Origin of the sequence: Blastococcus sp. HT6-4, from assembly GCF_039679125.1 — a bacterium.
Lineage (GTDB): Bacteria > Actinomycetota > Actinomycetes > Mycobacteriales > Geodermatophilaceae > Blastococcus > Blastococcus montanus.
Genome location: NZ_CP155551.1, coordinates 403,601 through 426,134, shown reverse-complemented (window position 1 = coordinate 426,134; position 22,534 = coordinate 403,601). Strand labels below are relative to the sequence as shown.

Below are 22,534 nucleotides of genomic sequence, written 5' to 3'. Positions count from 1 at the left end.
ACGTGCTCCGGACGGGGCCGCCTGGGACGAACGATCGTCCGCCGGCGCGTGCCGCGACACTAGGACCACCGCGGTGTACCGGCGCCGGTCACCTGGTGATCGACATCATCTCGTGACCTTTCGCGACGCTGAGTGCCGGAGGGGTGCACGCGGGTACTCCGTCACGCCCGACGCCGGCGCCCGTCCGCCGCTGCACCAGGTGCTGGCGCCGGGCCAGATCACCGCCCGGCGGCGCGGTCAGGCCTCGATGCGGCGGCGGCCCTCGAAGGCCCGGCCCAGCGTGACCTCGTCGGCGTACTCGAGGTCCCCGCCCACGGGCAGCCCACTGGCCAGCCGCGAGACGGTGAGCCCCATCGGGCCGACGAGCCGCGCGAGGTATGCCGCCGTCGCCTCCCCCTCGAGGTTCGGGTCGGTCGCGATGATCAGCTCGGTGACCTGGCCGTCCATCAGCCGGGTCATCAGCTCCTTGACCCGCAGGTCGTCGGGGCCCACGCCGTCGATCGGGCTGATCGCCCCGCCGAGCACGTGGTAGCGGCCGCGGAACTCACGGGTGCGCTCGATGGCCACGACGTCCTTGGGCTCCTCCACGACGCACAGCACGTCGTCCGAGCGGCGCACGTCGCGGCAGATCCTGCACTGCTCGGCCTCGGCGACGTTGTAGCAGGTCACGCAGAACCGGACCGACTCCTGCACCCGGGTCAGGGCGGCGACCAGCCGGCTGACGTCGGCGGACTCCGACGACAGCAGGTGGAACGCGATGCGCTGGGCGCTCTTCGGCCCGACGCCGGGCAGGCGGCCGAGCTCGTCGATCAGGTCCTGGACGGCACCCTCGTACACGGTGCTCCTCGAGTTGCGAAGTGGATCGGGCGGGCGCGCCCGATCAGAGGCCGGGCAGCCCCAGGCCGCCGCCGGGACCGCCGAGGCCCCCGGCCAGCGGGCCCATGCGGCTGGCGGTCAGCTCGTCGGCCGCCCGCTTGGCGTCGCGGACGGCGGCGACCACCAGGTCCTGCAGGGTCTCCAGGTCGTCGGGGTCGACCGCGGCCGGCGCGATCGTGAGCGCGGTCAGATCGCCGTCGCCGGTCATCGTGGCCGACACCAGGTTGCCGCCGGCGGTGCCGGTCACCTCCGTGGCCGCCAGCTCCTGCTGGGCGGCGGCGAGCTGCTGCTGCATCTGCTGCGCCTGCTTCATGAGCTGCGACAGGTCGGGCTGCTGGCCTCCGGGGAACATGCCACGAGAGTAGGCCGCCGGTGCGACAGGTGACGGCACGCCGTCGCGCGACGTCAGCCGTCGACCGGCCGGGCGCCCAGCTGAGCCCGCAGCAGCTGCAGCGCCGCCTGCTCCTGGTCGACGGCGGGCTCGGGGGGCTGGTCGCCGCCGGTGGACCCCTCCGCCGCCCGCTCGGCCATGAGCTCGCGCGCCTCGGCCGCCTCGGCGGCCCGCGCGGCCTCCCGCGCCACCTCCGGGGTCACCTCCGGCCCGGCCGCCGGACCGGCGCCCTCGACCACGGCGTCGACCCGCCAGCGCACGCCCAGCAGCTCGTTGAGCGCGGCGCGGACGACGTCCTTGTTGAGGTCGTCGCCGAGCCGCCGGGCCAGTGCCGGTGACGGCGTCGACAGCGTGAGCACGCCGTTGGAGAGCCCGTGCACCTGGGCGTTCTTCAGCAGCGCCTCGGTGGTGCGCTTGTGCTTCTTGACGACGGACAGCAGCTCCGGCCACACCCGGCGGACGTCGGCGGTGGTCAGCTCGCCGTCCGGCGCGGCCTCGGGCGGGTTGGCGGACACGACCGGGGTGGGCTCGCCCCCGCGGGGTGCCGGGGCGGACTCCGCGGCCGCGCGGGGCGGGGACGCCGGCGGGCGTGGCTGCTCGACCCGGGTGGCCGCGGCCCGGACGGCGGCGGGCTGCGCCGGGTGCGGCCACTCCTCGTCGTCGGTCGGCTCGGGGGGCAGGGGGATGTCCGGTTCGCCCACCGTCTCCTGCGGGTGCCGCCCGGCGGACGCGGGCGGGCCCGCGGCCGGTGCGGGTGCGGGTGCGGGCGGGTTCCCCGGCCGCGCCGTCTCCGGCCACTCGCCGGCCGGGGCCGGCGCCGGCGGCGCGGCGCGGTTCCCGGCCCCGGGCCGGGCCGTCTCCGGCCAGTCGTCGGAGGCGGGGGCAGGTGTCGCCGCCACCGGCGCGGCCGCGGGTGCGGGCGGGGTGGACGGGACCGGGGCGGGCGCGGGCGCGGCGGCGGGCTCCCCGGGGGCGGCGGGCGCCGGCGCGCCGGCCCGGGCGGGCGCCTCCGGGCGGGCCTGCGCCTGCGACCTGCGGACGAACTCGCGCCGGGCCGCGGTCTCCGTCCCCGGGCCGGGCGCCGGTGCCGGCGGCACCGGTGCGGCCGCGACCTCGCGGGGCGGAGCCTCGGCGACCGGCGCCTCGCGGTGGCCGGCGTCGGCCGGCCGGCCCGCGTGCTCGCCGGCGATCGACATCCGCCGCTCGAGCCGCTCCAGGCGCTGCAGGGTCGCCGCGGTCGAGCCCTCGGTGGCCGGCAGGAGCATGCGGGCGCAGACCAGCTCGAGCAGCAGCCGCGGAGCCGTCGTCCCCCGCATCTCGGTGAGCCCCTCGTGCACCGTGTCGGCCATGCGCGACAAGGTCGCCGAGCCGAGCGCCTGCGCCTGCTGGTTCATCAGGTCCAGCCGGTCGGGCGGGCAGTCGAGCAGCCCGTTGCCGCCGGCGTCGGGCACGGCGTCCAGCACGATCAGGTCGCGCAGCCGGTCGAGCAGGTCGGTGGCGAAGCGGCGCGGGTCGTGGCCGGCCTCGACCACCCGGTCGACCGCGCGGAAGACACCCGGCGCGTCGGAGGCGGCCAGCGCGTCGATGGTCTCGTCGAGCAGCGCGTCGTCGGTGACGCCGAGCAGGCCGACGGCGCTCCGGTAGGTGACGCCCTCCGGCCCGGCGCCGGCCAGCAGCTGGTCGAGGATCGACAGCGAGTCGCGCACCGAGCCGCCGCCGGCCCGGACGACGAGCGGGAACACCGTGGGCTCCACCTGCACGCCCTCGGCGGCGCAGGTCTTCTCCAGCAGCGTGCGCAGCGTCGTGGGCGGCACGAGCCGGAACGGGTAGTGGTGGGTGCGCGAGCGGATGGTCGGGAGGACCTTCTCCGGCTCGGTGGTGGCGAAGACGAAGACCAGGAAGTCCGGCGGCTCCTCGACCACCTTGAGCAGGGCGTTGAAGCCCTGCGTGGTCACCATGTGCGCCTCGTCGACGATGTAGACCTTGTAGCGGCTGTTCACCGGCGCGAAGAACGCGCGCTCGCGCAGGTCGCGGGCGTCGTCGACACCACCGTGGCTGGCCGCGTCGATCTCCATGACGTCCAGCGACCCCGGGCCGTCGGGGGCCAGCGCGACGCAGGACTCGCAGACCCCGCAGGGGGTGGAGGTCGGGCCCTGCACGCAGTTCAGCGAGCGCGCCAGGATGCGCGCCGACGACGTCTTGCCGCACCCGCGCGGGCCGCTGAAGAGGTACGCGTGGTTGATCCGCCCGCTGTCGACGGCGTTCATCAGGGGCGTGGTGACGTGCTCCTGCCCGACCACCTCGGCGAAGGTCGCCGGTCGGTACTTCCGGTAGAGCGCCAGTGCCACGTCGGCGAGGTTACGTGGCCCCACCGACGTCGCGGACCACCACGGGACCGGGCTGCACTTTTCCCTCCCGTTACCGACCCGGTACCCGAGGGTGTGGGGTCGGGGCGCGGTCCCGCGGCGTCCTAGGAAGTGGATCGAGCGCCGGGAGGGCGGATGAAGGAGCAGCGGGACGACGAGTTCACCGCGTTCGTCGCCGAACGGGGTGCCGCCCTGCTCAGGACCGCCTGCCTGATCACCGGCGACCGTCAGCACGGGAAGGATCTGGTGCAGACCACACTGGCCAACGCCTACGGCGCCTGGGAGAAGGTCCGCCGCAGCGATCACCCGCCGGCCTACGTCCGCCGGATCATGGTCACCAGCCACCTGAGCTGGCGTCGTCGCCTGCTGAACACCGAGCAGGTGATCGAACGGATGCCGGACAGCTGGACCGACGACCACCAGACGGCCCAGGCGGACACCGACGAGATGCGGCGGGCGCTGATGGAGCTCTCGCCACGGGTGCGCACCGCCGTCGTCCTGCGCTACTTCGAGGACCTCTCCGAAGCCGGGACGGCACCGGTCATGGGCTGCTCGGTCAGCACCGTCAACAACCACGTCACCAAGGGGCTGGCCGCGCTCCGCGTCCTGCTCGCGCCCGGACACGGCGACCTCACCCCCACCACCGGGAGGCTGCAGTGAACGAGCAGGAGACGATCGCCCTCCGCGACCGCCTGGACCGGCTCGCCGACCGGAGCACTCCGCCGATCGACGTCGTGGGCCTGGTGCGGAACGCCCGGGAGCGGAACCGCCGGCAGCGGCAGGGACGCGTCGCGGTCCTCGCCGCCGCCGCCGTGACCGCCGCGGTGGCCATCGGCGTGCCGCTCGGCCTCGGCGCCCTGGACTCCTCCGGGCCGGGTGGCGTCGCCGGGCCGGGCGGCGGCTCCGCTCCGGCCGTCGTGCCCCCGTCCGGCGGGAATGCCGACGCGGACCGCGCCGAGCTGGCGGCCGAGCAGGAGCAGCGCGCACTGCAGCAGCGCCTCGACGCAGCCGGCGCCGCCGTCGCCCGGGCGCTCGAGGAGCCCGGGCCACGGCCCGCCGTCGTGTCCCTGACCGCCCCGGCGGCGACGTTCCCGTGCCCGGAGGACACCGGCGAGCTGCAGGCGGCCCTCGGCGGCATCCCGCTCAGCCACCGGGCCGGCACCCTGCCGGGCGACATGGGCGCGTGCGAGTGGTCGGCGCCGGGGAGCTCGTCCGGCGGCCTGGCGGACCACTTCTCGGCGGGCATCGGCTTCACCCCCGGGTGGACGGCGGAGGAGTTCACCACGGGCCTCCCCACCCAGGAGAGCTGCCAGCAGACCGTCGTCCAGTCGGCCACGGGACCAGGCCTCGTCGTCGAGGTCTGCGCTGACCGGTCGAGCACCCGGTGGACGGTGTTCGCGCTGGACAGCAGCGGCAGCGGCGCCTGGACCTTCGGGGTGACCGCCGGTGCCGACCAGCCGATCGACGGCGCATCGGCAGTGGTCGCGGCGGTCCGCCTGGCCGACACGCTCTGGTGAGCGGCGGGCCGCGGAAACGGAGAGGACCCCCCGCGCACCCGCCAGAGCCTGCTTATCCTTGCTGCCTTCCGGCCCTGGGGAGGTTCACAGGATGACGCCACGCGAGGGGTCGCGCTCCACTGTAGAGGAATCCGCTCCCCGGGCGATCGGGTCCCCCACTACCCTCCTCGGCATGACGCCCCGGCACGCCTGCGTCCTCCCCCCGCCGCGCTCCTGACCCGGAGCACCGCGACCGGTCCCGCCTCCGCCGTCGGCGGTCCGCCGCGCAGCCGTGCTCCGGGGACGAGTCCCCACCGGAACCCGCCACCTGGAGCGTCATGCCCACCCGCACACCCGCCGGCGCCGCGCCCGGGACCCTCGCCCCGGCCCGCCGGGGCTTCCTCCTCGTCGTCCTCGCGGCGTTGTGCTGGGGCACCTCCGGCATCAGCGGCGCGATCGTCGACCGGCGCACCGACCTCGGCGCGCTCGACATCGCCTGGCACCGGCTGACCATCGGCGCCGCCGTCCTGCTGGCCGTCCACCTGCTCTCCCGGGGACGGCGGGCGGCGACCGCCGTCCCGACGACCCGGGGCACGACCGTCCGGCTGGTGCTCTGCGGCACCGCGATGGCGTGCTACCAGCTGTCGTACTTCGCCGCCGTGGCGACGGCAGGGGTGAGCATCGCCACCCTCGTGGCCCTGGGCACCGCGCCGCTGCTGGTCGCCGTCGGCGCGGCGCTGCTCGGGCACGGCCGGCCGGACCGGGCGACGGTCGTCGCCCTGGTGGTCGCGCTGACCGGCCTCGTCCTGCTGGTCGGGGTCTCCGCCGGCGCCGACACCGGTACGGCGGTCGTGGTGGGCGCGCTCACCGCGCTCGGCGCGGCCGCCGCGTACGCCGTCATCACGCTGGCCGGCGGCGGCGTGCCCGCGGGGGTACCGGTGACCCTGGCCAGCTTCGCGGGGGGCGCCGCGCTGCTCACCCCCGTGGCGCTGGCGCTCGGCCTGCGCCTGACGGGCGACCCGGTGGCGCTGGCGGTGCTGCTCTACCTGGGCGCGGTGCCCAGCGCGCTGGCCTACGGCCTCTTCTTCACCGGGCTCCGCAGCGTCCCGGGCGCGGTGGCCGCGATCGTGACCCTGCTGGAGCCGCTGACCGCGACCGCGCTGGCGACGGCGTTCCTGGGCGAGCGGCTGGCGCCGGCGGCCCTCGCCGGCGGGCTGCTCGTGCTGGCCGCCGTCGCCGGGCTCTACGCGCGCCGGCTTCGGCAGGCGCGCGCGGCGCCCCCCGCGCCGTTGGCCGGCGCCTGACCCGGGAATGCGACAGGCCCCGGTGCGGACACCGGGGCCTGTCGGGACTGCGGAGGATGGGAGATTCGAACTCCCGAGGGGTTGCCCCCAACCCGCTTTCCAAGCGAGCGCCATAGGCCACTAGGCGAATCCTCCACGTGCGGAGACGATCCTACCGGGCGGGGTCGGCGCGGTCAGCCGGGACACCACCGGACGGGCCGTCCGCGCCGCCGTGCGGCATCCTGCACCGCAGAGCGGTTGGCCGGACGGCCGGCTGGGAAGGGCCCCGGACCGCGGGTCACGGACGAGGAGGCGCAGGACATGAGCGAGCACAGCGAGGTGCGGCCGGACGTCGTCGAGGCGATCGTCGGTGTGCTCAGGGGTGGTGACGCCGGTGAGCTGCCGGCCGGCGCGACCGCCGAGGAGAAGACGGCGGCCAAGGACCGGTACCTGTCGGAGTTCGTCGCCGAGCGCAGCAAGCGCGACCGCCAGGCGCAGGCCTGGGAGCTGCTGCTGACCCGCAGCTACGACGAGGCGCCCACCTGGCAGCGGATCTTCGACGACCTCGACCCGGAGGTGCACGACCAGCTGGGCGAGCTCTACGACGCCCTGCCCGTGGGTGCGCAGGAGGAGTACGCGCGCCGGCACGGCGTGCCCTCCACCGTCTGAGCCGTTCTCCACCAACATCGATGACCCGTCCGTCCACCGAGCCCGGCCGGCTCATCGCGGGGCGCTACCGGCTCGCCTCGCGGATCGGCGGCGGCGGGATGGGCACGGTGTGGCTGGCCCGGGACGAGCTGCTGGGCCGCCAGGTCGCGGTCAAGCAGGTCCTGTCCCCACTCGGTGCCGACGAGCGGCAGATCGACGAGCAGCGACGGCGCGCCCTGCGCGAAGGGCGCATCGCCGCCCGGCTGAGCCACCCACACGCCATCTCCGTGTACGACGTGGCGCTCGAGGGCGGGGCCCCGTGGCTGGTCATGGAGTACCTGCCGTCGCGCAGCCTGGCGGAGGTCCTCGACGAGGACGGCCCCCTGCGGGTGGACCAGGTGGGGCAGATCGGGGCGCAGGTCGCCGACGCGCTGGCCGCCACGCACGCGGCGGGGATCGTGCACCGGGACGTCAAGCCGGCCAACGTCCTGATCGGCCAGGGCGGCGCGGTCGCGGGGCTGGTGAAGATCACCGACTTCGGCATCTCCCACGCCCGCGGGGACGTCACCCTCACCCAGACCGGCCAGATCACCGGCACTCCCGCCTTCCTGGCACCGGAGGTGGCGCAGGGCCGGGAGATGACGGAGGCCAGCGACGTCTTCTCCCTCGGCGCCACCCTCTACACCTGCCTGGAGGGACGGCCGCCGTTCGGCATGGAGGACAACGCGCTCGGGATGCTGCACCGGGTCGCCGCCGGACAGATCACTCCCCCGCAGCGCGCCGGCGTCCTCACCGCCCCGCTGCTGCGCATGCTGGCCGCCGACCCCACCGAGCGTCCGCCGATGACCGAGGTCCGCGACGAGCTGGCCCGGCTGGCGGCCGGGCACGGCGGCGACACGACCACCGTGCTGCTGGCCCGCACCGACCTGCGGCCGTCGTCCGGGCCGGCCGGCACCGCCGTGTTCGCCGCCGGGGCCGCCGGCTCCGAGGCCGCCGCATCAGAGGCCCCGCCGACCCCGATCCCGCCGGCCGCGCGCATGCCGGTGCCGCCACCGGCCACCGCGCGGCACCCGTGGCCGGCCGGCAGCGGGGCCGCCCCCGCGGGCTCCGGCGGTCCCCGCACCTCGCCGGACGGCCGTCGTCGGCGCGGGGTCTGGGCAGGCCTCGGCGTGGCGGCGGCACTCCTGCTGGGCGGGGGCGCGGTGTGGCTCGGCACGTCCGGCGACCCGGACCCCGGGGACACGGCGGCCGGCGCGTCCCCCTCGGTGGTGACCGAGGCCCCGCAGACCAGCGAACCGGCCCCGGTCACGGAGGAGCCGCCGGCGCCGGAGCCCGAGCCGACCACGCCGCCCCCGCCCGAGGTTGACGACGAGGACGAGGACGAGGACCGCGACGAGGACGACGGCCGGAACGGCGACCCCCTGTCGGAGCGGAACGTCCGCGACTTCGTGCGGGAGTACCACCGACTCGTGCTCGAGGACCCCGCCGCGGCCTGGGAGCGCACCGGCCCGACGCTGCGCGACAGCATCAGCTTCGAGAACTACGTGTCCTTCTGGGAGGGGTTCGACGACGTCAAGGTGCGCGACGTCGACCTGGAGGAGAGCGGGAACACCGCGACCGCGGACTTCGAGTACCGCTACCCGGACGGCGAGCGGGAGCGGGAGGAGCACCGGCTCACGTTCCGCGTCGGGGAGGACGGGCAGCTGCTCCTCGACTCCGACCGCCCGATCGGCTGATCCGCGGCCTTCCCCGGCCCCCGCGAACGACGACGCCCCCGGCCTCCCGGATCCGGGAGGGCGGGGGCGCGGTTCGTGCTGGCGGTGGCGGTGGGATTTGAACCCACGGAGGCTTGCACCTCACACGCTTTCGAGGCGTGCTCCTTCGGCCGCTCGGACACGCCACCGCCGAAGAGACTACAGGCCGCGCCGACGGCGGAAGAAGGCACGTAGCAGCGCGCCGGACTCCTCGGCCCGGACGCCGCCGATGACCTGCGGGCGGTGGTTGAGTCGCCGATCGCGGACCACGTCCCACAGCGATCCCGCGGCGCCCGCCTTGGGGTCGTCGGCGCCGTAGACCACCCGGTCGACCCGTGACAGCACGCTGGCCCCGGCGCACATGGTGCAGGGCTCCAGCGTCACCACCAGCGTGCAGCCGGAGAGCCGCCAGCCGTCCCCGTGCACCTGCGCGGCGGCGCGCAGCGCCAGCACCTCCGCGTGCGCCGTGGGGTCCCCGCGCTTCTCCCGCTCGTTGGCCGCCTCGGCGAGCACCGCACCGTCGGGCCCGAGGACGACGGCGCCGATCGGTGTGTCGCCCCACTCCTCCGCGGCGGCCGCCAGCTCCAGCGCACGGGTCATCGCGGCGTCGAGGTCCAGGGTCACGACGGGGTCTCCCGGGCAGTCGGCCTCTGCCCAGCATGGTGGGCAGAGACCGACTGTCCGAGGAACTGGTACCGGGCCCGGCTCACGCGGCGTCGTCCAGCGGGAAGCCGACGAGCGCCGACAGCTCGGCGAGCGCGGCCCCGGGATCGACGACCTTGATCGTCGAGAAACCCAGCGCCCGGGCGGGCTTCAGGTTGATGCCGAGGTCGTCGAGGTAGGCGCAGTCGGTGGCCTCGATCCGCCGGCCCACCGCATCCGAGAGCCGGTCCAGCGCGCGGCGGTAGATCTCCGGCTCCGGCTTGCGCACGCCTTCGGTCGACGACTCCACGATCGCGTCGAACAGGCCCAGCAGCTCACCGAGCCGGCCGGCGCGCTGCATCGGCGCGACGTTGTTGGACAGCAGGGCCAGCGGCAGCCCGGCCTCCCGCAGCCGCCGCACCGCGGCCACCATCGCCGGTCGCACCTCGCCCTGCAGGGCCGCGAGGACGCGCGCCGCCTCGATCCGGTGACCTCGCGCGGCGGCCTCGGCCTCGAAGGCGGCGGAGAAACCGGCGACGTCGAGCTCGTTGCGCTCGAACCGGGCCCAGGCGTTGGTGTCGGGATCGGTCGAGTTCAGCTGCCGGATCAGGCCCTCGGGCAGCCCGGCCTCCCTCTCGTAGGCGGCGAAGGCGTGCATCGGGCTCTCGGTGATCACCCCGCCGAGGTCGAAGATCACCGCGGAGACGGCCGCGCTCACGACCTCACCGCCCTGGCCAGCTCGTCCGCGAAGCCGAGGCGGGCGGCGATGCGGTGCACCATCTCGTCGGCCCAGAGGTCATCGGCGGTCACGATCGGTCGCAGCTCCTCCGCGGGCAGCCCGTCGTCGGCGAAGATGTCGAGGTCGCCGCCGGGCCAGCCGGTCTCGTCGTCGTCGAAGGCGCCGTCGGTGTCGACGCCGATGCCGTAGCGCTCGACCACCTCCGCGGCCAGCACCCACTCCAGCATCGTGGCGTCGGAGATCAGCGCCCGCACCATGCCACCGGGGCCGTGGCGCAGCGCCACGAAGTACAGCCGCGAGTCCACGACGAGCACGAACGGGGGCGGCCAGCCGCCGGTCCCGGGCTCCCCGAGCGCGCGTTCCAGCACCGGCAGCTCGTCACCGGCGTCGGCGGCCAGCAGCTCCACCCGCCACCGCCCGTCGAGCCGGGAGACCCGGACCGCGAAGCTGGCCGGCCCATCGGCCGTCCCACCGGGCGCCGCGTCGCTCATCGCTTGCGGAGCAGGGTCAGGCCGTCGGCGAGCGGCAGCAGCACCGTCTCCCACCGCGGGTCGGTGGCCAGCGCGGCGTTGAGCTCGGCCAGCGCCAGGTCCGAGTCGTCCCCCGGGTCCAGCACGCTGCCCGACCACAGCGTGTTGTCCAGGAGCACCACGCCGTTCGGCGTCATCCGCGGGTGCAGTTCCGCGACATACGCCGCGTAGCCGGTCTTGTCCGCGTCGACGAACGCCAGGTCGAACGTCTCCTCGGCCGGCAGGGAGCGCAGCGTCGGCAGGGCATCCCCGATCCGCAGCTCGATCCGCCCGGCCACCCCGGCACGTTCCCAGTAGCGCCGCGCGACGGCGGTCCACTGCTCGTTGCGGTCGAGGCACAGCAGCGAGCCGTCCTCGGGCAGGCCCCGGGCGATGCACAGCGCCGAGAACCCGGTGAAGGTGCCGATCTCGATCGCCCGCCGGGCGCCCAGGGCCGTGGTGAGCAGCCGCATGAGCACGCCCTGCTCGGGCGCGATCTGCATCGTCCCCGAGACCTCGCCGCGGTCGGCCATCTCCGCGGTCTCCCGGATCAGGTCGGCCATCACCTCGTCGACCGGGTCGGAGGAGGCCCGGACGTAGTCGGCGAGCTCGGGGGTGAGGAGGAACGACCGGGGCGTCATGGCACGTGGGGACGGACGAACGGCGGGGTCATAGCCTCTGATCATGGCCGATGCCGCACGCCCCGGGGCCACGCCCACCGCCGGTGCCCCGTCGTTCCCGGTGCCGACCATGCCCGCCCCCCCGGTGGGTGTCGTCGGGCTCGGCCAGCTCGGTGGCTCGCTCGCTGCGGCGCTGGCCGCCGCCGGGCGCCCCGTGTCGGGCTGGGACGTCGACCCGGCGGCCCGCGACGCGGCCGCCGCGCGCGGGGTGCGGATCACGCGGGAGATGTCCGGCGTCGTCGTGCTGGCGGTGCCGCTGCCGGCGATGACGACCGCGCTCGACGGGCTCGCGGTGGACCCCGACGCGACGGTGACCGACCTCGGCTCGGTGAAGGTGCCCGTGCTCGAGGCACTCGGCGGAAGGCTGGGACGGCGGTTCGTCGGCGGTCATCCGATGTGCGGCACCGAGCGATCGGGCCACGCCGCCACGTACCCCGGGCTGTTCGCCGGCGCCCGCTGGGCGCTGTGCCTGGAACCGGGTACCGAGCTGCCGCGTTGGCTGCGGGTCGCCGAGGTGGCGCTGGCCGTGGGCGCCGAGGTGGTGCCGGTGACGGCTGCCGAGCACGACGACGCCGTCGCGGCGATCAGCCACGTGCCGCACCTGCTGGCCGCGGCTCTCGCGGCCGCGGCCGCCGACGCCGGGCCGCTCGCCCTGGCGCTGGGCGCCGGGAGCTTCCGTGACGGGACCCGCGTGATCGGCAGCGATCCCGGGTTCGTGACGGCGATGGTCGAGGGCAACGCCGGCCCCACCGCCGCGGCGCTGGAGCGGGTGCGCGGGCAGCTGGACCGCCCGTGGCCGGAGCTGGTCGCCGCGGGCCACGCCGTCACCACCCGGTCGGGGGACCGGCGCACCGTGCGGGTGCCGCTGGACCGGGCCGCGCTGCTGGCGCTCGGCCGCGCCGGCGGCGCCGTGCACCGCAGGCTGGCGGCGTTCGTGGAGGGCTGGGTCCCCGAGCAGGGCTGACCGGGCGCGGGACCCGGCCCCGGTTTCACGCCCGCGTCCCCGGGCAGGGACCGGGGCATGGACGAGGACGACATCCTGAAGCGCATCCACGCTCTGGTGGACGAGGAGCACTCGCTGCGCGACAGCAGCGAGCACACCGACGAGACGCGGGCCCGCATGAGCAAGGTCGAGGCCGACCTCGACCAGTGCTGGGACCTGCTCCGGCAGCGCCGCGCCAAGCGCCAGTACGACGAGAACCCCGACGAGGCCGAGCCGCGCCCCGAGCAGCAGGTCCAGAACTACCTCCAGTAGGGCCCGGGAGGCAGCCGCTAGGCCGAGCGCCGCTCCGGTTGCCCGTTCTCGGTGCCGAGCAGGGCGAGCTGCCACAGCAGCCGGGACCGGGGATCGGTCAGCTTCCGGCCGGTCACCGCCTCGATCCGCCGCAGCCGGTGCATCACGGTGTTCCGGTGGCAGTACAGCGCGTCGGCGGCGCGGGTCGGGGACCCGTCGGTGGCGAGGAAGGCCGCCAGCGTGTCCAGCAGCACCCCGCGCTCGTCGTCGGGCAGCTCGAGCAGGCCTCCGAGCGACTGCCCGACCAGCCGGGAGCTGATCTCCGGTGAGTTGCTCAGCAGCGCCTCGGGCAGTCGGTCGTCGATGCTCACCACGCGGCTGGCCCCGGCCGGCAGCGTGCGCACGGCGGTCTCGGCCAGGCGGTAGGCCGCGCCGACCGCCGACGCGCCGTCCACGACGTCGGACACCCCGACCGGACCCCTCGCCGCGCCCCGCAGCAGCGTCAGCAGGTCGCCGGGCCGGATGGCGCCCAGCACCACCACGCCCACCTGGGCGTCGCCACGGACACCCCAGACCGACCGCACCCCGCGCTTGAGGAGGGCTTCCCCGGGCCCGTCGAGCGCCGGACCGCCGTCGGGCCCGGGCAGTCCCACCACCGCCATGAGCCGGCCGTCCAGCGGCATGGCCAGCAGCTCCGAGGCCGACCGCACGAACGCCGGGTCGCTGCCCCGGCCGTCCAGCAACCCTTCCAGCGCCTGCTGCCGCACCTGCTCCTCGACGCCGTCGAGCCTCCGCTGCTCCTCCCGGTAGCCCTCGGCGACGGCGCCGCACTCGACGTCGTTGGTGCGCCACACCGACCCGGCGACCTCCAGCAGCAGCGTGTCGTGCTGCCCGGCGCCGTCCCGGGACACCGCCAGCAGCGCCTCCCACGTGACCTGGCCGCCCAGCCGGTAGGCACGCAGCACCGCCTCCAGCGGGATGCCCTGCGCAGCGCGCCGGCGGCCCACCGCCCGCGCGGAGGCCAGATGCAGGATGCCCGTCCCGGCGGCCGACGAGATCAGCGACCGCAGCCCGCTCTCGAGGTTGGACCGCGTCGACGCCCGCACGTCCTGCTCCGACTGCTCGATCAGCTCCCGGTACGCCGGCTCGGTGCGGGCGAGCACGTCGACCATGCGGTCGGTCATCGCGTCGAGCTGGTCGAGCAGCCGTGGCGCCAGCTGCGCGAGCCTCGCCGCCACCTCGGGGCGGAAGGGCAGCACGCGATCACCTCCTCGGGACACACCGCTGACAGCACAACACGGCGAGCACATGACTGTGCGGTCAGCCCATTGTGAGGGCGCACACAGCGCGGGAGGCTCGGCCGGACAGAGTCGTGACCTAATCGACGCCGGCCCCCGCGACCCGGCGGCCGTCGGCGAGCCCCTCCGGCCTCGGATCCACCCGTCCCCCGGCGGCCGCCTACACCGTTCGTCCCGCTGCGCGAGACGCGGGACACACAGCACAACCCGACCTCGGGATCGCTGTGCGGTGCGCCCATTGTGACCGGAGACACCGCCCGGCACGCTCAGCGGGACGTACTCGCGACCCCGAACGTCACCGCCGGTCCGTCGGCGGCGACCTCGTAGATGCAGAGGAGAAGTGGGCCCCTTGGCGCAGCCGCGCGGCAGCCAGACAACGCAGGAATCACCGCCCACCTCCCGGCTCGAGATGACCGGGATCAGCGTCGCCTTCGGCGGCGTGCTGGCCCTGACCGACGTGTCACTCACCGTCGAGCCGGGACAGGTGCACGGCCTCATCGGCCCCAACGGTGCCGGCAAGACGACGCTGTTCAACGTCGCCTGCGGGCTGGTCCGTCCCACGGAGGGGCGGATCGCCTGGCGCGGCCGCGAGCTGCGCCGGCTGAAGCCCAGCCAGCTCACCTCGCTGGGCATCGCCCGCACGCTGCAGGGCGTGGGCCTGTTCCCCGGCATGACCGTGCTGGAGAACGTCATGGTCGGCGCGCACCGCCACGCGCATGCCGGCTTCTTCTCCGGGCTGCTGGCGCTGCCGACCTCCGACAAGGACGAGCGGAAGCTGCGCGAGCGGTCCGTCCGGGCGCTCGCCGAGCTGGACGCCGTGGAGTACGCCGGCCGCTACCCCGGCTCGCTCCCCTACCCGGTGCAGAAGCGCGTCGCCCTGGCCCGGGCGCTCGTCTCCGACCCCGACCTGCTGATGCTCGACGAGCCCGCCAGCGGTCTGGGCGAGGACGAGATGCACGAGCTCGGCGAGCTGATCCGCTCGCTCGCCGGCCGGGTCAGCGTGCTGCTCGTCGAGCACCACATGGACCTGGTCATGCGCGTCTGCGACCACATCACCGTGCTCGACTCGGGCAAGCAGATCGCCGCCGGCACCCCGGCGGAGGTCCAGGCCGACCCGGCGGTCACCGAGGCCTACCTCGGCGACGCCGTCGAGCCCGGCACCGACGCCTCCGAGCTCACCCCCGCCGACGGAGGACGCACCCATGGCTGAGACCCACGGCAGCACCGCGCTGTCCGCCGCCGGCGGAACCGCGACGACCACCCACCTCCTGGAGGTGGAGGGCCTCACCTCCACCTACGGGCCGGTCCGCGCCCTCGACGGCGTCTCGCTGTCGGCCGAGCCGGGCAAGATCACCGCCGTCCTGGGGGCCAACGGCGCCGGCAAGACGACGCTGCTGCGCACCATCAGCGGCCTGGTCCGCCCCGTCGCCGGGCGGGTCGTGCTCGACGGCGAGGACATCACCAAGGCGCCGGTCGAGGCCATGGTCGGCAAGGGCATGGCGCACGTCCCCGAGGGCCGCGGTGTCATCTCCGAGCTGACCGTCGAGGAGAACCTGCGGGTCGGCGCGCTGTTCCGCGGCAAGGTCGGCCGGGAGGAGTTCGACCGCGTCTACGACCTGTTCCCCCGCATCGCCGAGCGCAAGAACAACGCGGCCCACACGCTGTCCGGCGGTGAGCGGCAGATGCTGGTCATCGGCCGGGCACTGCTGGCCAAGCCCCGGATCCTGCTGCTCGACGAGCCGTCCCTGGGCCTGGCCCCGCGCATCGTCGCGCAGATCTTCGGCCTGCTCCGCCAGCTGGTCGACTCCGAGAACCTCTCGGTGCTGCTGGTCGAGCAGAACGCCCGCAGCGCCCTGTCGGTCGCCGATGTCGGCGTCGTCCTCAACCTCGGCCGGGTGGTGGTCACCGACTCCGCCCGCACCCTGATGGCCGACGAGGACCTCCGGCACGCCTACCTCGGTTTCTGACCCTCCCCGCACTGCCAGGAAGGCTTCCTCCTCCGTGGACTACTTCGTCAACGTGACCCTCACCGGGTTGACCCAGGGCATGATCTATTCGGCCTTCGCCCTGGCCCTGGTGCTCATCTGGCGATCGACCCGCATCGTCAACTTCGCCCAGGGCTCGATGGCCGCGGCCACCACGTTCATCGCCCTCGCCCTGATCCAGGCCGGCCAGTCCTACTGGGTGGCCCTGATCGTCGCCCTGCTCTCGGGTTTCCTCCTGGGCGCGCTCATCGAGCGGGTCATCATCCGCCCGGTCGAGGGCGGCCCCGAGCTCAACGCCGTCATCGTCACCCTCGGCCTCTTCGTCGCGATCCAGGCGCTCATCGCGATCATCTTCGGCTCGTCGTTCCAGTCGTTCCCCACGCCGTTCGGCGTCCGCGGCTTCGAGGTGGGCGGCACCACGATCCCGCTCACGCCGACCAGCCTCTACATCATCGGCTCGGTGCTGCTGACGATGGCGTTGCTCGTGGCGCTGTTCCGGTTCACCCGCGTCGGCCTGGCCATGCGCGCCTCGGCGTTCAGCCAGGAGGTCGCGCGCCTCCTCGGCGTCAAGGTGGGCGGCATGCTCACCCTCGGGTGGGGGCTGGCGGCCGTCGTCGGCTCCCTGGCGGGCCTGCTCATCGCGGGTGGCTCGTTCGTCTGGCCGGCCTACATGGACGCGCTGATCGTGTTCGGCTTCGTCGCCGCGATCATCGGCGGCCTCGACTCGCCGGTCGGCGCGATCGTCGGCGGGCTGATCCTCGGCCTGGCGCTGAGCTACGTGAACGGTTACGTGGAGCGCGGCAGCGCGCTGGTCAGCGTGGCGGCCCTGGTCATCCTGATCGTCGTGCTGCTGGTGCGGCCCGGCGGCCTGTTCAGCAGCACCACGGCTCGGAGGGCATGACGATGAGCGACCTGCAGAGCCCCGCGTCCACCGGCACCGCCGGCAAGGCCAGCGACGACGCCCCGGTCAAGGCCACCGCCGGGGGCGACGCCCCCTCGGGGCCGGCGAAGACCGGCCGCTCCTTCCTGCCCGAGTCCACGCTGCTGCGCCACCTGCTGGTGCTGGCCGCGTGCGCCGTGCTGGCAGTGGCGGTGCTGGAGCTGACCAGCCCGTTCCAGAACTCCCAGCTGGCGCAGCTGACCTACTACGCCATCGCCGCCGGTGGTCTCACCGTGCTCACCGGCATGAACGGGCAGATCTCGCTCGGGCACGGTGCGCTCATGGCGGCCGGCGCCTACACGACGGCGCTGCTCCTCGACGCCGACGAGCCGCTGCCCCTGCCGGTCATCCTGCTGGCGGCCGTCGTGGTGGCCACGGCCATCGGCGCGCTCGTCGGGGTGGCCGCCGCGCGACTGCACGGCCCGTACCTCGCCGGTGCGACGCTCGCGCTGGCCGTCGGCCTGCCCGGTCTGGCGATCTACTTCCACGACATCTTCGGCGGCGAGCAGGGCATGCGCGTGCGCGCCCCGCAGGCCCCGGAGTGGTTCGAGGGCTTCATCGACGCGGTCTCGGGCAACTCGGCCTCGAGCACCAAGTGGCTGGCCTACGTCGGCACGATCTGCCTGCTGATCACCTACTTCTTCCTGGCCAACCTGATCCGCAGCCGGGTCGGTCGCACCTGGCGGGCGGTGCGCGACCAGGAGGTGGCCGCCGAGCTCGCCGGCATCAACCTCGGCGCCTGGCGGGTACTGGCCTTCGTCGTCAGCGCCGCCGCGGCCGGGCTGGCCGGTGGCGTGCTGGCCATCGTGGTCCGCCTCGCCGCCCCCAGCGGCTTCACGATCGTGCTGTCGCTGGCGCTGCTCACCGCGATCGTCATCGGCGGGCTGGGCAGCCTGGTCGGCGCCCTGATCGGGTCGGCGCTGCTGGTCTTCCTGCCGCCGTTCGTCACCAACCTCGGCGGCGACTTCGGGCTGAACCAGACCGAGGCCGCCCAGCTGGCGCCGTTCGTCTACGGCGTCGTGCTCATCGTGGTGATGATCTTCGTCCCGGCCGGCTTCGTGGGCACCATCCGCCTCCGCTGGATGACCCGCAAGGCCAAGCGGGCGATGGCCCAGGCCCAGGCCGCCGGCGCGAGCAGGGGGTGAGGACGACCCCTTCCGGCTGCTCCACCGAACCGTCCCGCACCACCCAGACTCCCGGGCACCGACGCCCGGGCCGCATCAGAGGAGAACTGTTGTCCAGATCCTCCCGTCGACTCATGACCGCGCTCGCCGCGGCCACCGTCGCCTCCACCGTCGCCGCCTGTGGCGGCAGCGATGACAGCGGTGGCGGCACCGGCGCCGGCGGTGGCGGAGGCGAGAACGAGGCCTCCGACACCGGCGTCACCGAGACCTCGATCACGCTCGGCTCCCACTACCCGCTGACCGGTGTGGCCGCCCCCGGCTACAGCGAGATCCCGACCGGCGTGCAGGCCTACTTCGAGTGCCTGAACCAGGAGGGCGGCGTCTACGACCGCGAGATCGAGTTCATCTACCGGGACGACGCCTACAACCCCACCCAGACCAGCCAGGTCACCAACGAGCTCGTCCTCGAGGACGAGATCTTCGCGATGATGAGCGGCCTCGGTACGCCCACCCACAGCGCGGTGGTGGACTTCCTCAACGACGAGGGCGTCCCCGACCTGTTCGTCTCCTCGGGCTCGCTGATGTGGGGTGACGACCCGGAGACCTACCCGATGTCGTTCGGGTGGCAGACCGACTACATGAGCGAGGGCAAGATCATCGGCGAGTACATCGCCGAGAACTTCCCCGATGCGCAGGTCGGTCTCTTCCTCCAGGACGACGACTTCGGCGAGGACGGCGAGGCCGGCATCCGCCAGTACATCGACGACCAGATCGTCGCGGCCGAGCGGTACACGCCGGGCAACACCAACGTCGGCCCGCAGATCGCGGCGCTGCAGGCGGCCGGCGCCGACTTCGTCGTCGGCTTCAACGTGCCCAGCTACACGGCGCTGTCGCAGCTGACCGCGCTGCAGCTCGGATACGACCCGCAGTGGTTCTACTCCAACGTGGGGTCGGACCCGACGCTGGTCGGCGGCCTGCTCAACCGCTTCAGCGAGGGCGCGGTCAGCGACGCCAGCCTGCTCGACGGCGCGCTGACCACCGGATACCTGCCGACGGTCGACATGACCGACAACCCGTGGATCACCGAGTTCCAGCGCATCTGGGACGAGTGCGGTGGCGAGGGTGAGCTCACCAACTACCGCGTCTACGGCATGGCGCAGGCCTACACCATGACCCAGGCGCTGCAGGCGGCCGGCCAGAACCCGACCCGCGAGGGCCTGGTCGAGGCCGTCGAGACCGCCGGTGCCGACTGGGAGGGCCCGGTGTTCGCACCGTTCCGCTACTCCGAGGACAGCCACATGGGCACGAGCGGCATGACCATCGAGCGCATCGTCGGCAACGGCTCGGAGGAGGTGCAGCCGGTCCGGATCACCGACATCGGTGACGCCCCCATCGAGGAGTTCGACGGCGAGCAGGCCACCCCGCCGGCGAACGCCATCCCGGACGAGGAGTCGGTCGTCGACTGATCGATCCCGCCCCTGACGGGGCACCCCTCCCCCGGCCCCTTCGCGGGCCGAGGGGGACGGCACCAACCGGCGGGCCGCCGGTCTCCCTCGGGAGACCGGCGGCCCGTCCGCGTGCCCGGCACCCGCCGGGACCGGACCGGCAGGCACGGCGCCGCCCACGGTCGGGCGGTGCAATCACTTCGCGGTCGAAGTGTGTTCAGTTGATCGCCGGGTAGGGAGCGGCCGTGGTGCGCCCACAGCCGTGCGCGCCGGGGGCGAGACGACGAGGGAGAGTCATGGCGCAGCTGACGGGACCGGCACGCGGAGTCCGCACGATCCGGCGCGCGGTGGTGACCGGCGGCGCCGGCTTCCTGGGCTCCCACCTGTGCGAGCGGCTGCTCGAGCGCGGCGTCGAGGTCGTCTGCCTCGACAACTTCCTCACCGGCTCCCCCGAGAACGTGCTGCACCTGATGGAGCACCCCGGGTTCCGGCTGGTCCGCTGCGACGTCACCGACTTCGTGCACGTGCCGGGTCCGGTGGACCTGGTCCTGCACTTCGCCTCGCCGGCCAGCCCGATCGACTACCTGAAGATGCCGATCGAGACGCTCAAGGTCGGCAGCATCGGCACCCTGCACACGCTGGGCCTGGCCCACGAGAAGGGGGCTCGCTACGTGCTGGCCTCCACCTCGGAGGTCTACGGCGACCCGCTGCAGCACCCGCAGACCGAGGAGTACTGGGGCAACGTCAACCCCGTGGGGCCCCGCGGGGTCTACGACGAGGCGAAGCGCTTCAGCGAGGCGATGACCACCGCGTACCGGACGTCGAAGGGCACCGACACGGGGATCGTGCGCATCTTCAACACCTACGGCCCCCGGATGCGCGCCGACGACGGCCGCGCGATCCCCGCGTTCGTCAACCAGGCGCTGGAGGGCAGGCCCCTCACCGTCGCCGGGGACGGCTCGCAGACCCGCTCCATCTGCTACGTCGACGACACGGTCGCCGGCATCCTGGCGATGGCCTTCTCCGACCACGCCGGCCCGGTGAACATCGGCAACCCCGACGAGCTGTCGATGCTGCGGCTGGCCCGGTGGATCGTCGAGCTCACCGGCTCCCGGTCCCCCATCGACTACATCGACCTGCCCGTCGACGACCCCAAGGTGCGCCGCCCGGACACCACCCGCGCCGAGCAGGTGCTGGGCTGGCGCCCCCGGGTGCCGTCGGAGGAGGGGCTGCGACGCACGGTCGACTGGTTCGCCGCCCGGCGGAGCGCCGAGCAGGCCGAGGCCGTCTGAGGATCGGGGCCCGCTGAGCGGGCCGGCCGTCCCAGCAGTCACAGGGCCATCACGGAGCGCGCTGCGCGCCTCTACTCTGGAGCGACGGGGCACGGGGAGCCGCACCTGCCCCGAGTCGACCTCAGAGAGCGAGCATGGGCCGCCACGCCGATCGCACAGCCCAGCGCCGTCCGGCGCTTCCCGTCCTGCTGGCCGCCGCGCTGGCGGTGGTGGTGCTGGCCGCCGGCGGCCTCGCGTGGTGGCTGACCGGCAGCGGGGGCTGCGAGACGCAGGCGACGGTCGACGTCACCGTGGCTCCCGAGCTCGGCGCGATCACCGAGGAACTGCTGGCCGACATCGACCCACCGGCCGAGGACCTCTGCGTGACCGCCGACGTCGTCGCCCAGGAACCACTGCAGACCGTCGGCCAGCTCGGCGCGCTGGACGAGGAGTCGCTGCCCGAGGTGTGGGTGCCCGACTCGTCGCTGTGGGCCGCCCGCGCCGCGACGGCCGTGGAACTCGAGGAGGTCGGGTCCATGGCGCTGTCGCCGGTGGTCCTGGCCACCAGCCGGGCGGCGGTCGAGGAGCTCGGCTGGGACGACGCGCCACCCACCTGGGGCGAGGCGCTCGGAACCGGCCGGCCGCTGGCCGTGCCCGACCTCGCCGCCAGCGCCGAGGGGCTCTCCGCCCTCTCGGCGGTGCGCACCTCCCTCGGCGGTGACGCGGACGCGGACAACGCCGTCGTCCAGGCCGTGCTCGCCGCCTCGCGCACCGCCGTCCCCTCCCCGGCCGACGCACTGGCCGCCAGCAGCGCGGGTGGGGCCGACGCGCCGCTGGTGCCGGTCAGCGAGCAGGAGGTCTACGCCGCCAACGAGGGCATCACCGACCCCGACCTGGTCGCGGTCTACCCGGCCGAGGGGACGCCGGTGCTGGACTACCCGATCCTCCGGGTCGGTTCGCCGTCGGACACCCAGGCCAGGGCCGTGGAGGCCGTCACCCGCATCCTGCAGTCCCAGGACGCGCAGACCGCCGTCCGCGACGCCGGGTTCCGCGGGCCCGAGGGCGCCGCGCCCCCCGACGCGGCCGCCAGCGGCATCGCGGAGGACGGCCCGGAGGCGCTCCCGCTCGACCCGGCGCAGGTGCAGGGCCTGCTGGCGCGACTGAGCAGCCTCGCCACGCCGTCCCGGATCCTGTCGGTCTTCGACGTCTCGAAGTCCATGGAGGCCCCGGTCGGCGACGGGACCCGCGCCACCCTGGCCCGCGACGCGGCCAAGGCCGCGCTCTCCCTGGTCCCGGACAACTACGCGCTCGGCTCGTGGGTCTTCGCCTACGAGCTCGAGGGCGACCGCGACTGGCAGGAGCTGGTGCCCACCCGCGAACTGGACGACGTGGTCGACGGGCGGGTGCAGCGCGAGATCCTGGACGACCAGCTGGACACCATCCCGGACCGGCTGACCCCGGGCGGGACCGGGCTGTACGACACGACGCTGGCCGCGGTCCGTGCGGCGCAGGACGACTACGACCCGACGGCCGTCAACAGCGTGCTGATGGTGACCGACGGCACCAACGAGGACGACGCCGCCGGCGTCACGCTGGACAACCTGCTGATCACCCTGGCCGCCGAGGCCGACCCGGACCGCCCGGTCAAGGTCATCGGTGTCGCCCTGGGCCCGGACGCCGACCTCAGCGCGCTGGAGCAGATCGCCGAGGCGACCGGCGGCCAGGCGTACTCGGCCGTCGACGAGAACGACCTGCAGACCGTCCTCTTCGACGCCCTCCGCCAGCGCGGCTGAGCACTTCGTCGTCCTCCGGGCCCCGGACGGCGGCCATCGTCGGTGTCGTCGTCCTCCCTC

At 74.5% G+C, this 22,534-nt stretch carries 22 protein-coding genes, 2 tRNA genes and 1 other RNA gene; 14 read left to right on the top strand and 11 right to left on the bottom strand.

Going from position 1 to position 22,534, the window contains the following annotated elements; genetic code table 11:
• Positions 1-237: 237 nt before the first annotated feature.
• The 3 genes from recR to ABDB74_RS01955 are packed head-to-tail and all read right to left on the bottom strand — an operon-like array spanning position 238 to position 3,615.
• Positions 238-837: a recombination mediator RecR gene (gene recR, locus ABDB74_RS01965; protein ID WP_346621344.1), complete on the bottom strand. Its 600-nt coding sequence runs from the start codon at positions 835-837 to the stop codon at positions 238-240.
• Positions 838-880: 43 nt separating this feature from the next.
• Complete coding sequence (locus tag ABDB74_RS01960; protein ID WP_346621343.1) at positions 881-1,228, bottom strand: YbaB/EbfC family nucleoid-associated protein; 348 nt, start codon at positions 1,226-1,228, stop codon at positions 881-883.
• Positions 1,229-1,281: 53 nt separating this feature from the next.
• A complete protein-coding gene (locus tag ABDB74_RS01955; protein WP_346621341.1) occupies positions 1,282-3,615 on the bottom strand; it encodes a DNA polymerase III subunit gamma and tau in 2,334 nt (777 codons plus the stop codon).
• A gap of 153 nt (positions 3,616-3,768) precedes the next feature.
• On the opposite strand from ABDB74_RS01955, the gene ABDB74_RS01950 reads away from it, so the two are divergent.
• On the top strand, positions 3,769-4,293 hold the full coding sequence (locus ABDB74_RS01950; protein ID WP_346621340.1) for a SigE family RNA polymerase sigma factor: 525 nt from the start codon (positions 3,769-3,771) through the stop codon (positions 4,291-4,293).
• Positions 4,290-5,150 (top strand): hypothetical protein, encoded by an 861-nt coding sequence (locus ABDB74_RS01945; RefSeq protein ID WP_346621339.1) that lies wholly within the window; start codon positions 4,290-4,292, stop codon positions 5,148-5,150. Before ABDB74_RS01950 ends, ABDB74_RS01945 begins: the two co-directional genes overlap by 4 nt.
• Before the next feature lie 18 nt (positions 5,151-5,168).
• On the opposite strand, the gene ffs is transcribed toward ABDB74_RS01945, so the two are convergent.
• Positions 5,169-5,264, bottom strand: an RNA gene (gene ffs, locus ABDB74_RS01940) — signal recognition particle sRNA small type.
• A gap of 203 nt (positions 5,265-5,467) precedes the next feature.
• Between ffs and ABDB74_RS01935 the strand changes: the two genes are divergently transcribed.
• Positions 5,468-6,433, top strand: a complete 966-nt coding sequence (locus ABDB74_RS01935) for an EamA family transporter (protein WP_346621338.1) — start codon at positions 5,468-5,470, stop codon at positions 6,431-6,433.
• A gap of 50 nt (positions 6,434-6,483) precedes the next feature.
• On the opposite strand, the gene ABDB74_RS01930 is transcribed toward ABDB74_RS01935, so the two are convergent.
• Positions 6,484-6,568: transfer RNA gene (locus tag ABDB74_RS01930), tRNA-Ser, on the bottom strand.
• A 165-nt stretch (positions 6,569-6,733) separates the two neighbouring features.
• On the opposite strand from ABDB74_RS01930, the gene ABDB74_RS01925 reads away from it, so the two are divergent.
• Both ABDB74_RS01925 and ABDB74_RS01920 read left to right on the top strand, forming a co-directional pair.
• Positions 6,734-7,081 carry a hypothetical protein gene (locus tag ABDB74_RS01925; protein WP_346621337.1) on the top strand — a complete coding sequence of 116 codons (348 nt, stop codon included), beginning with the start codon at positions 6,734-6,736 and terminating at the stop codon, positions 7,079-7,081.
• Between the two features lie 20 nt (positions 7,082-7,101).
• On the top strand, positions 7,102-8,796 hold the full coding sequence (locus ABDB74_RS01920; RefSeq protein ID WP_346621336.1) for a serine/threonine-protein kinase: 1,695 nt from the start codon (positions 7,102-7,104) through the stop codon (positions 8,794-8,796).
• Between the two features lie 79 nt (positions 8,797-8,875).
• Here the strand turns inward: ABDB74_RS01920 and ABDB74_RS01915 are convergent.
• From ABDB74_RS01915 to ABDB74_RS01895, 5 genes are all read right to left on the bottom strand, one after another.
• A tRNA-Ser gene (locus ABDB74_RS01915) sits at positions 8,876-8,963 on the bottom strand.
• A gap of 10 nt (positions 8,964-8,973) precedes the next feature.
• On the bottom strand, positions 8,974-9,438 hold the full coding sequence (locus ABDB74_RS01910) for a nucleoside deaminase (protein WP_407062149.1): 465 nt from the start codon (positions 9,436-9,438) through the stop codon (positions 8,974-8,976).
• An 82-nt stretch (positions 9,439-9,520) separates the two neighbouring features.
• A complete protein-coding gene (locus ABDB74_RS01905) occupies positions 9,521-10,174 on the bottom strand; it encodes an HAD-IA family hydrolase (protein WP_346621335.1) in 654 nt (217 codons plus the stop codon).
• On the bottom strand, positions 10,171-10,686 hold the full coding sequence (locus ABDB74_RS01900; protein ID WP_346621333.1) for a tRNA adenosine deaminase-associated protein: 516 nt from the start codon (positions 10,684-10,686) through the stop codon (positions 10,171-10,173). Before ABDB74_RS01900 ends, ABDB74_RS01905 begins: the two co-directional genes overlap by 4 nt.
• Positions 10,683-11,345, bottom strand: a complete 663-nt coding sequence (locus ABDB74_RS01895; protein WP_346621332.1) for an O-methyltransferase — start codon at positions 11,343-11,345, stop codon at positions 10,683-10,685. The genes ABDB74_RS01900 and ABDB74_RS01895 overlap by 4 nt, the downstream gene beginning before the upstream one ends.
• A gap of 43 nt (positions 11,346-11,388) precedes the next feature.
• On the opposite strand from ABDB74_RS01895, the gene ABDB74_RS01890 reads away from it, so the two are divergent.
• Both ABDB74_RS01890 and ABDB74_RS01885 read left to right on the top strand, forming a co-directional pair.
• The gene (locus tag ABDB74_RS01890) at positions 11,389-12,348 is read left to right on the top strand and encodes a prephenate dehydrogenase/arogenate dehydrogenase family protein (RefSeq protein ID WP_346621330.1); all 960 of its coding nucleotides are present in this window, start codon (positions 11,389-11,391) and stop codon (positions 12,346-12,348) included.
• Positions 12,349-12,405: 57 nt separating this feature from the next.
• Positions 12,406-12,639, top strand: a complete 234-nt coding sequence (locus tag ABDB74_RS01885; RefSeq protein ID WP_346621329.1) for a DUF2630 family protein — start codon at positions 12,406-12,408, stop codon at positions 12,637-12,639.
• Between the two features lie 17 nt (positions 12,640-12,656).
• Here the strand turns inward: ABDB74_RS01885 and ABDB74_RS01880 are convergent, their stop codons facing one another.
• Complete coding sequence (locus tag ABDB74_RS01880) at positions 12,657-13,877, bottom strand: helix-turn-helix domain-containing protein (protein ID WP_346621328.1); 1,221 nt, start codon at positions 13,875-13,877, stop codon at positions 12,657-12,659.
• A 379-nt stretch (positions 13,878-14,256) separates the two neighbouring features.
• Between ABDB74_RS01880 and ABDB74_RS01875 the strand changes: the two genes are divergently transcribed.
• The 7 genes from ABDB74_RS01875 (at position 14,257) to ABDB74_RS01845 (ending at position 22,474) form a co-directional block, all read left to right on the top strand.
• Entirely contained in the window at positions 14,257-15,126 is an 870-nt protein-coding gene (locus tag ABDB74_RS01875) for an ABC transporter ATP-binding protein (RefSeq protein ID WP_346621326.1), read from the top strand.
• Positions 15,119-15,883: an ABC transporter ATP-binding protein gene (locus ABDB74_RS01870; protein WP_346621325.1), complete on the top strand. Its 765-nt coding sequence runs from the start codon at positions 15,119-15,121 to the stop codon at positions 15,881-15,883. Before ABDB74_RS01875 ends, ABDB74_RS01870 begins: the two co-directional genes overlap by 8 nt.
• 34 nt (positions 15,884-15,917) lie before the next feature.
• A complete protein-coding gene (locus ABDB74_RS01865) occupies positions 15,918-16,802 on the top strand; it encodes a branched-chain amino acid ABC transporter permease (RefSeq protein ID WP_346621323.1) in 885 nt (294 codons plus the stop codon).
• A 2-nt stretch (positions 16,803-16,804) separates the two neighbouring features.
• Complete coding sequence (locus ABDB74_RS01860) at positions 16,805-17,986, top strand: branched-chain amino acid ABC transporter permease (RefSeq protein WP_346621321.1); 1,182 nt, start codon at positions 16,805-16,807, stop codon at positions 17,984-17,986.
• 113 nt (positions 17,987-18,099) lie between these two features.
• Positions 18,100-19,431 carry an ABC transporter substrate-binding protein gene (locus ABDB74_RS01855; protein ID WP_346621320.1) on the top strand — a complete coding sequence of 444 codons (1,332 nt, stop codon included), beginning with the start codon at positions 18,100-18,102 and terminating at the stop codon, positions 19,429-19,431.
• 275 nt (positions 19,432-19,706) lie between these two features.
• On the top strand, positions 19,707-20,702 hold the full coding sequence (locus ABDB74_RS01850) for a UDP-glucuronic acid decarboxylase family protein (protein ID WP_346621318.1): 996 nt from the start codon (positions 19,707-19,709) through the stop codon (positions 20,700-20,702).
• 134 nt (positions 20,703-20,836) lie between these two features.
• Positions 20,837-22,474: a VWA domain-containing protein gene (locus ABDB74_RS01845; protein ID WP_346621317.1), complete on the top strand. Its 1,638-nt coding sequence runs from the start codon at positions 20,837-20,839 to the stop codon at positions 22,472-22,474.
• Positions 22,475-22,534 lie beyond the last annotated feature (60 nt).

Excerpts from the sequence above, each read along its gene's own strand:
- ABDB74_RS01960 (WP_346621343.1), bottom strand. The coding sequence starts at position 1,228 with ATGTTCCCCGGAGGCCAGCAGCCCGACCTGTCGCAGCTCATGAAGCAG.
- ABDB74_RS01950 (WP_346621340.1), top strand. The coding sequence starts at position 3,769 with ATGAAGGAGCAGCGGGACGACGAGTTCACCGCGTTCGTCGCCGAACGG.
- ABDB74_RS01935 (WP_346621338.1), top strand. The coding sequence starts at position 5,468 with ATGCCCACCCGCACACCCGCCGGCGCCGCGCCCGGGACCCTCGCCCCG.
- ABDB74_RS01925 (WP_346621337.1), top strand. The coding sequence starts at position 6,734 with ATGAGCGAGCACAGCGAGGTGCGGCCGGACGTCGTCGAGGCGATCGTC.
- ABDB74_RS01920 (WP_346621336.1), top strand. The coding sequence starts at position 7,102 with ATGACCCGTCCGTCCACCGAGCCCGGCCGGCTCATCGCGGGGCGCTAC.
- ABDB74_RS01900 (WP_346621333.1), bottom strand. The coding sequence starts at position 10,686 with ATGAGCGACGCGGCGCCCGGTGGGACGGCCGATGGGCCGGCCAGCTTC.
- ABDB74_RS01895 (WP_346621332.1), bottom strand. The coding sequence starts at position 11,345 with ATGACGCCCCGGTCGTTCCTCCTCACCCCCGAGCTCGCCGACTACGTC.
- ABDB74_RS01890 (WP_346621330.1), top strand. The coding sequence starts at position 11,389 with ATGGCCGATGCCGCACGCCCCGGGGCCACGCCCACCGCCGGTGCCCCG.
- ABDB74_RS01885 (WP_346621329.1), top strand. The coding sequence starts at position 12,406 with ATGGACGAGGACGACATCCTGAAGCGCATCCACGCTCTGGTGGACGAG.
- ABDB74_RS01870 (WP_346621325.1), top strand. The coding sequence starts at position 15,119 with ATGGCTGAGACCCACGGCAGCACCGCGCTGTCCGCCGCCGGCGGAACC.
- ABDB74_RS01860 (WP_346621321.1), top strand. The coding sequence starts at position 16,805 with ATGAGCGACCTGCAGAGCCCCGCGTCCACCGGCACCGCCGGCAAGGCC.
- ABDB74_RS01855 (WP_346621320.1), top strand. The coding sequence starts at position 18,100 with ATGACCGCGCTCGCCGCGGCCACCGTCGCCTCCACCGTCGCCGCCTGT.
- ABDB74_RS01850 (WP_346621318.1), top strand. The coding sequence starts at position 19,707 with ATGGCGCAGCTGACGGGACCGGCACGCGGAGTCCGCACGATCCGGCGC.
- ABDB74_RS01845 (WP_346621317.1), top strand. The coding sequence starts at position 20,837 with ATGGGCCGCCACGCCGATCGCACAGCCCAGCGCCGTCCGGCGCTTCCC.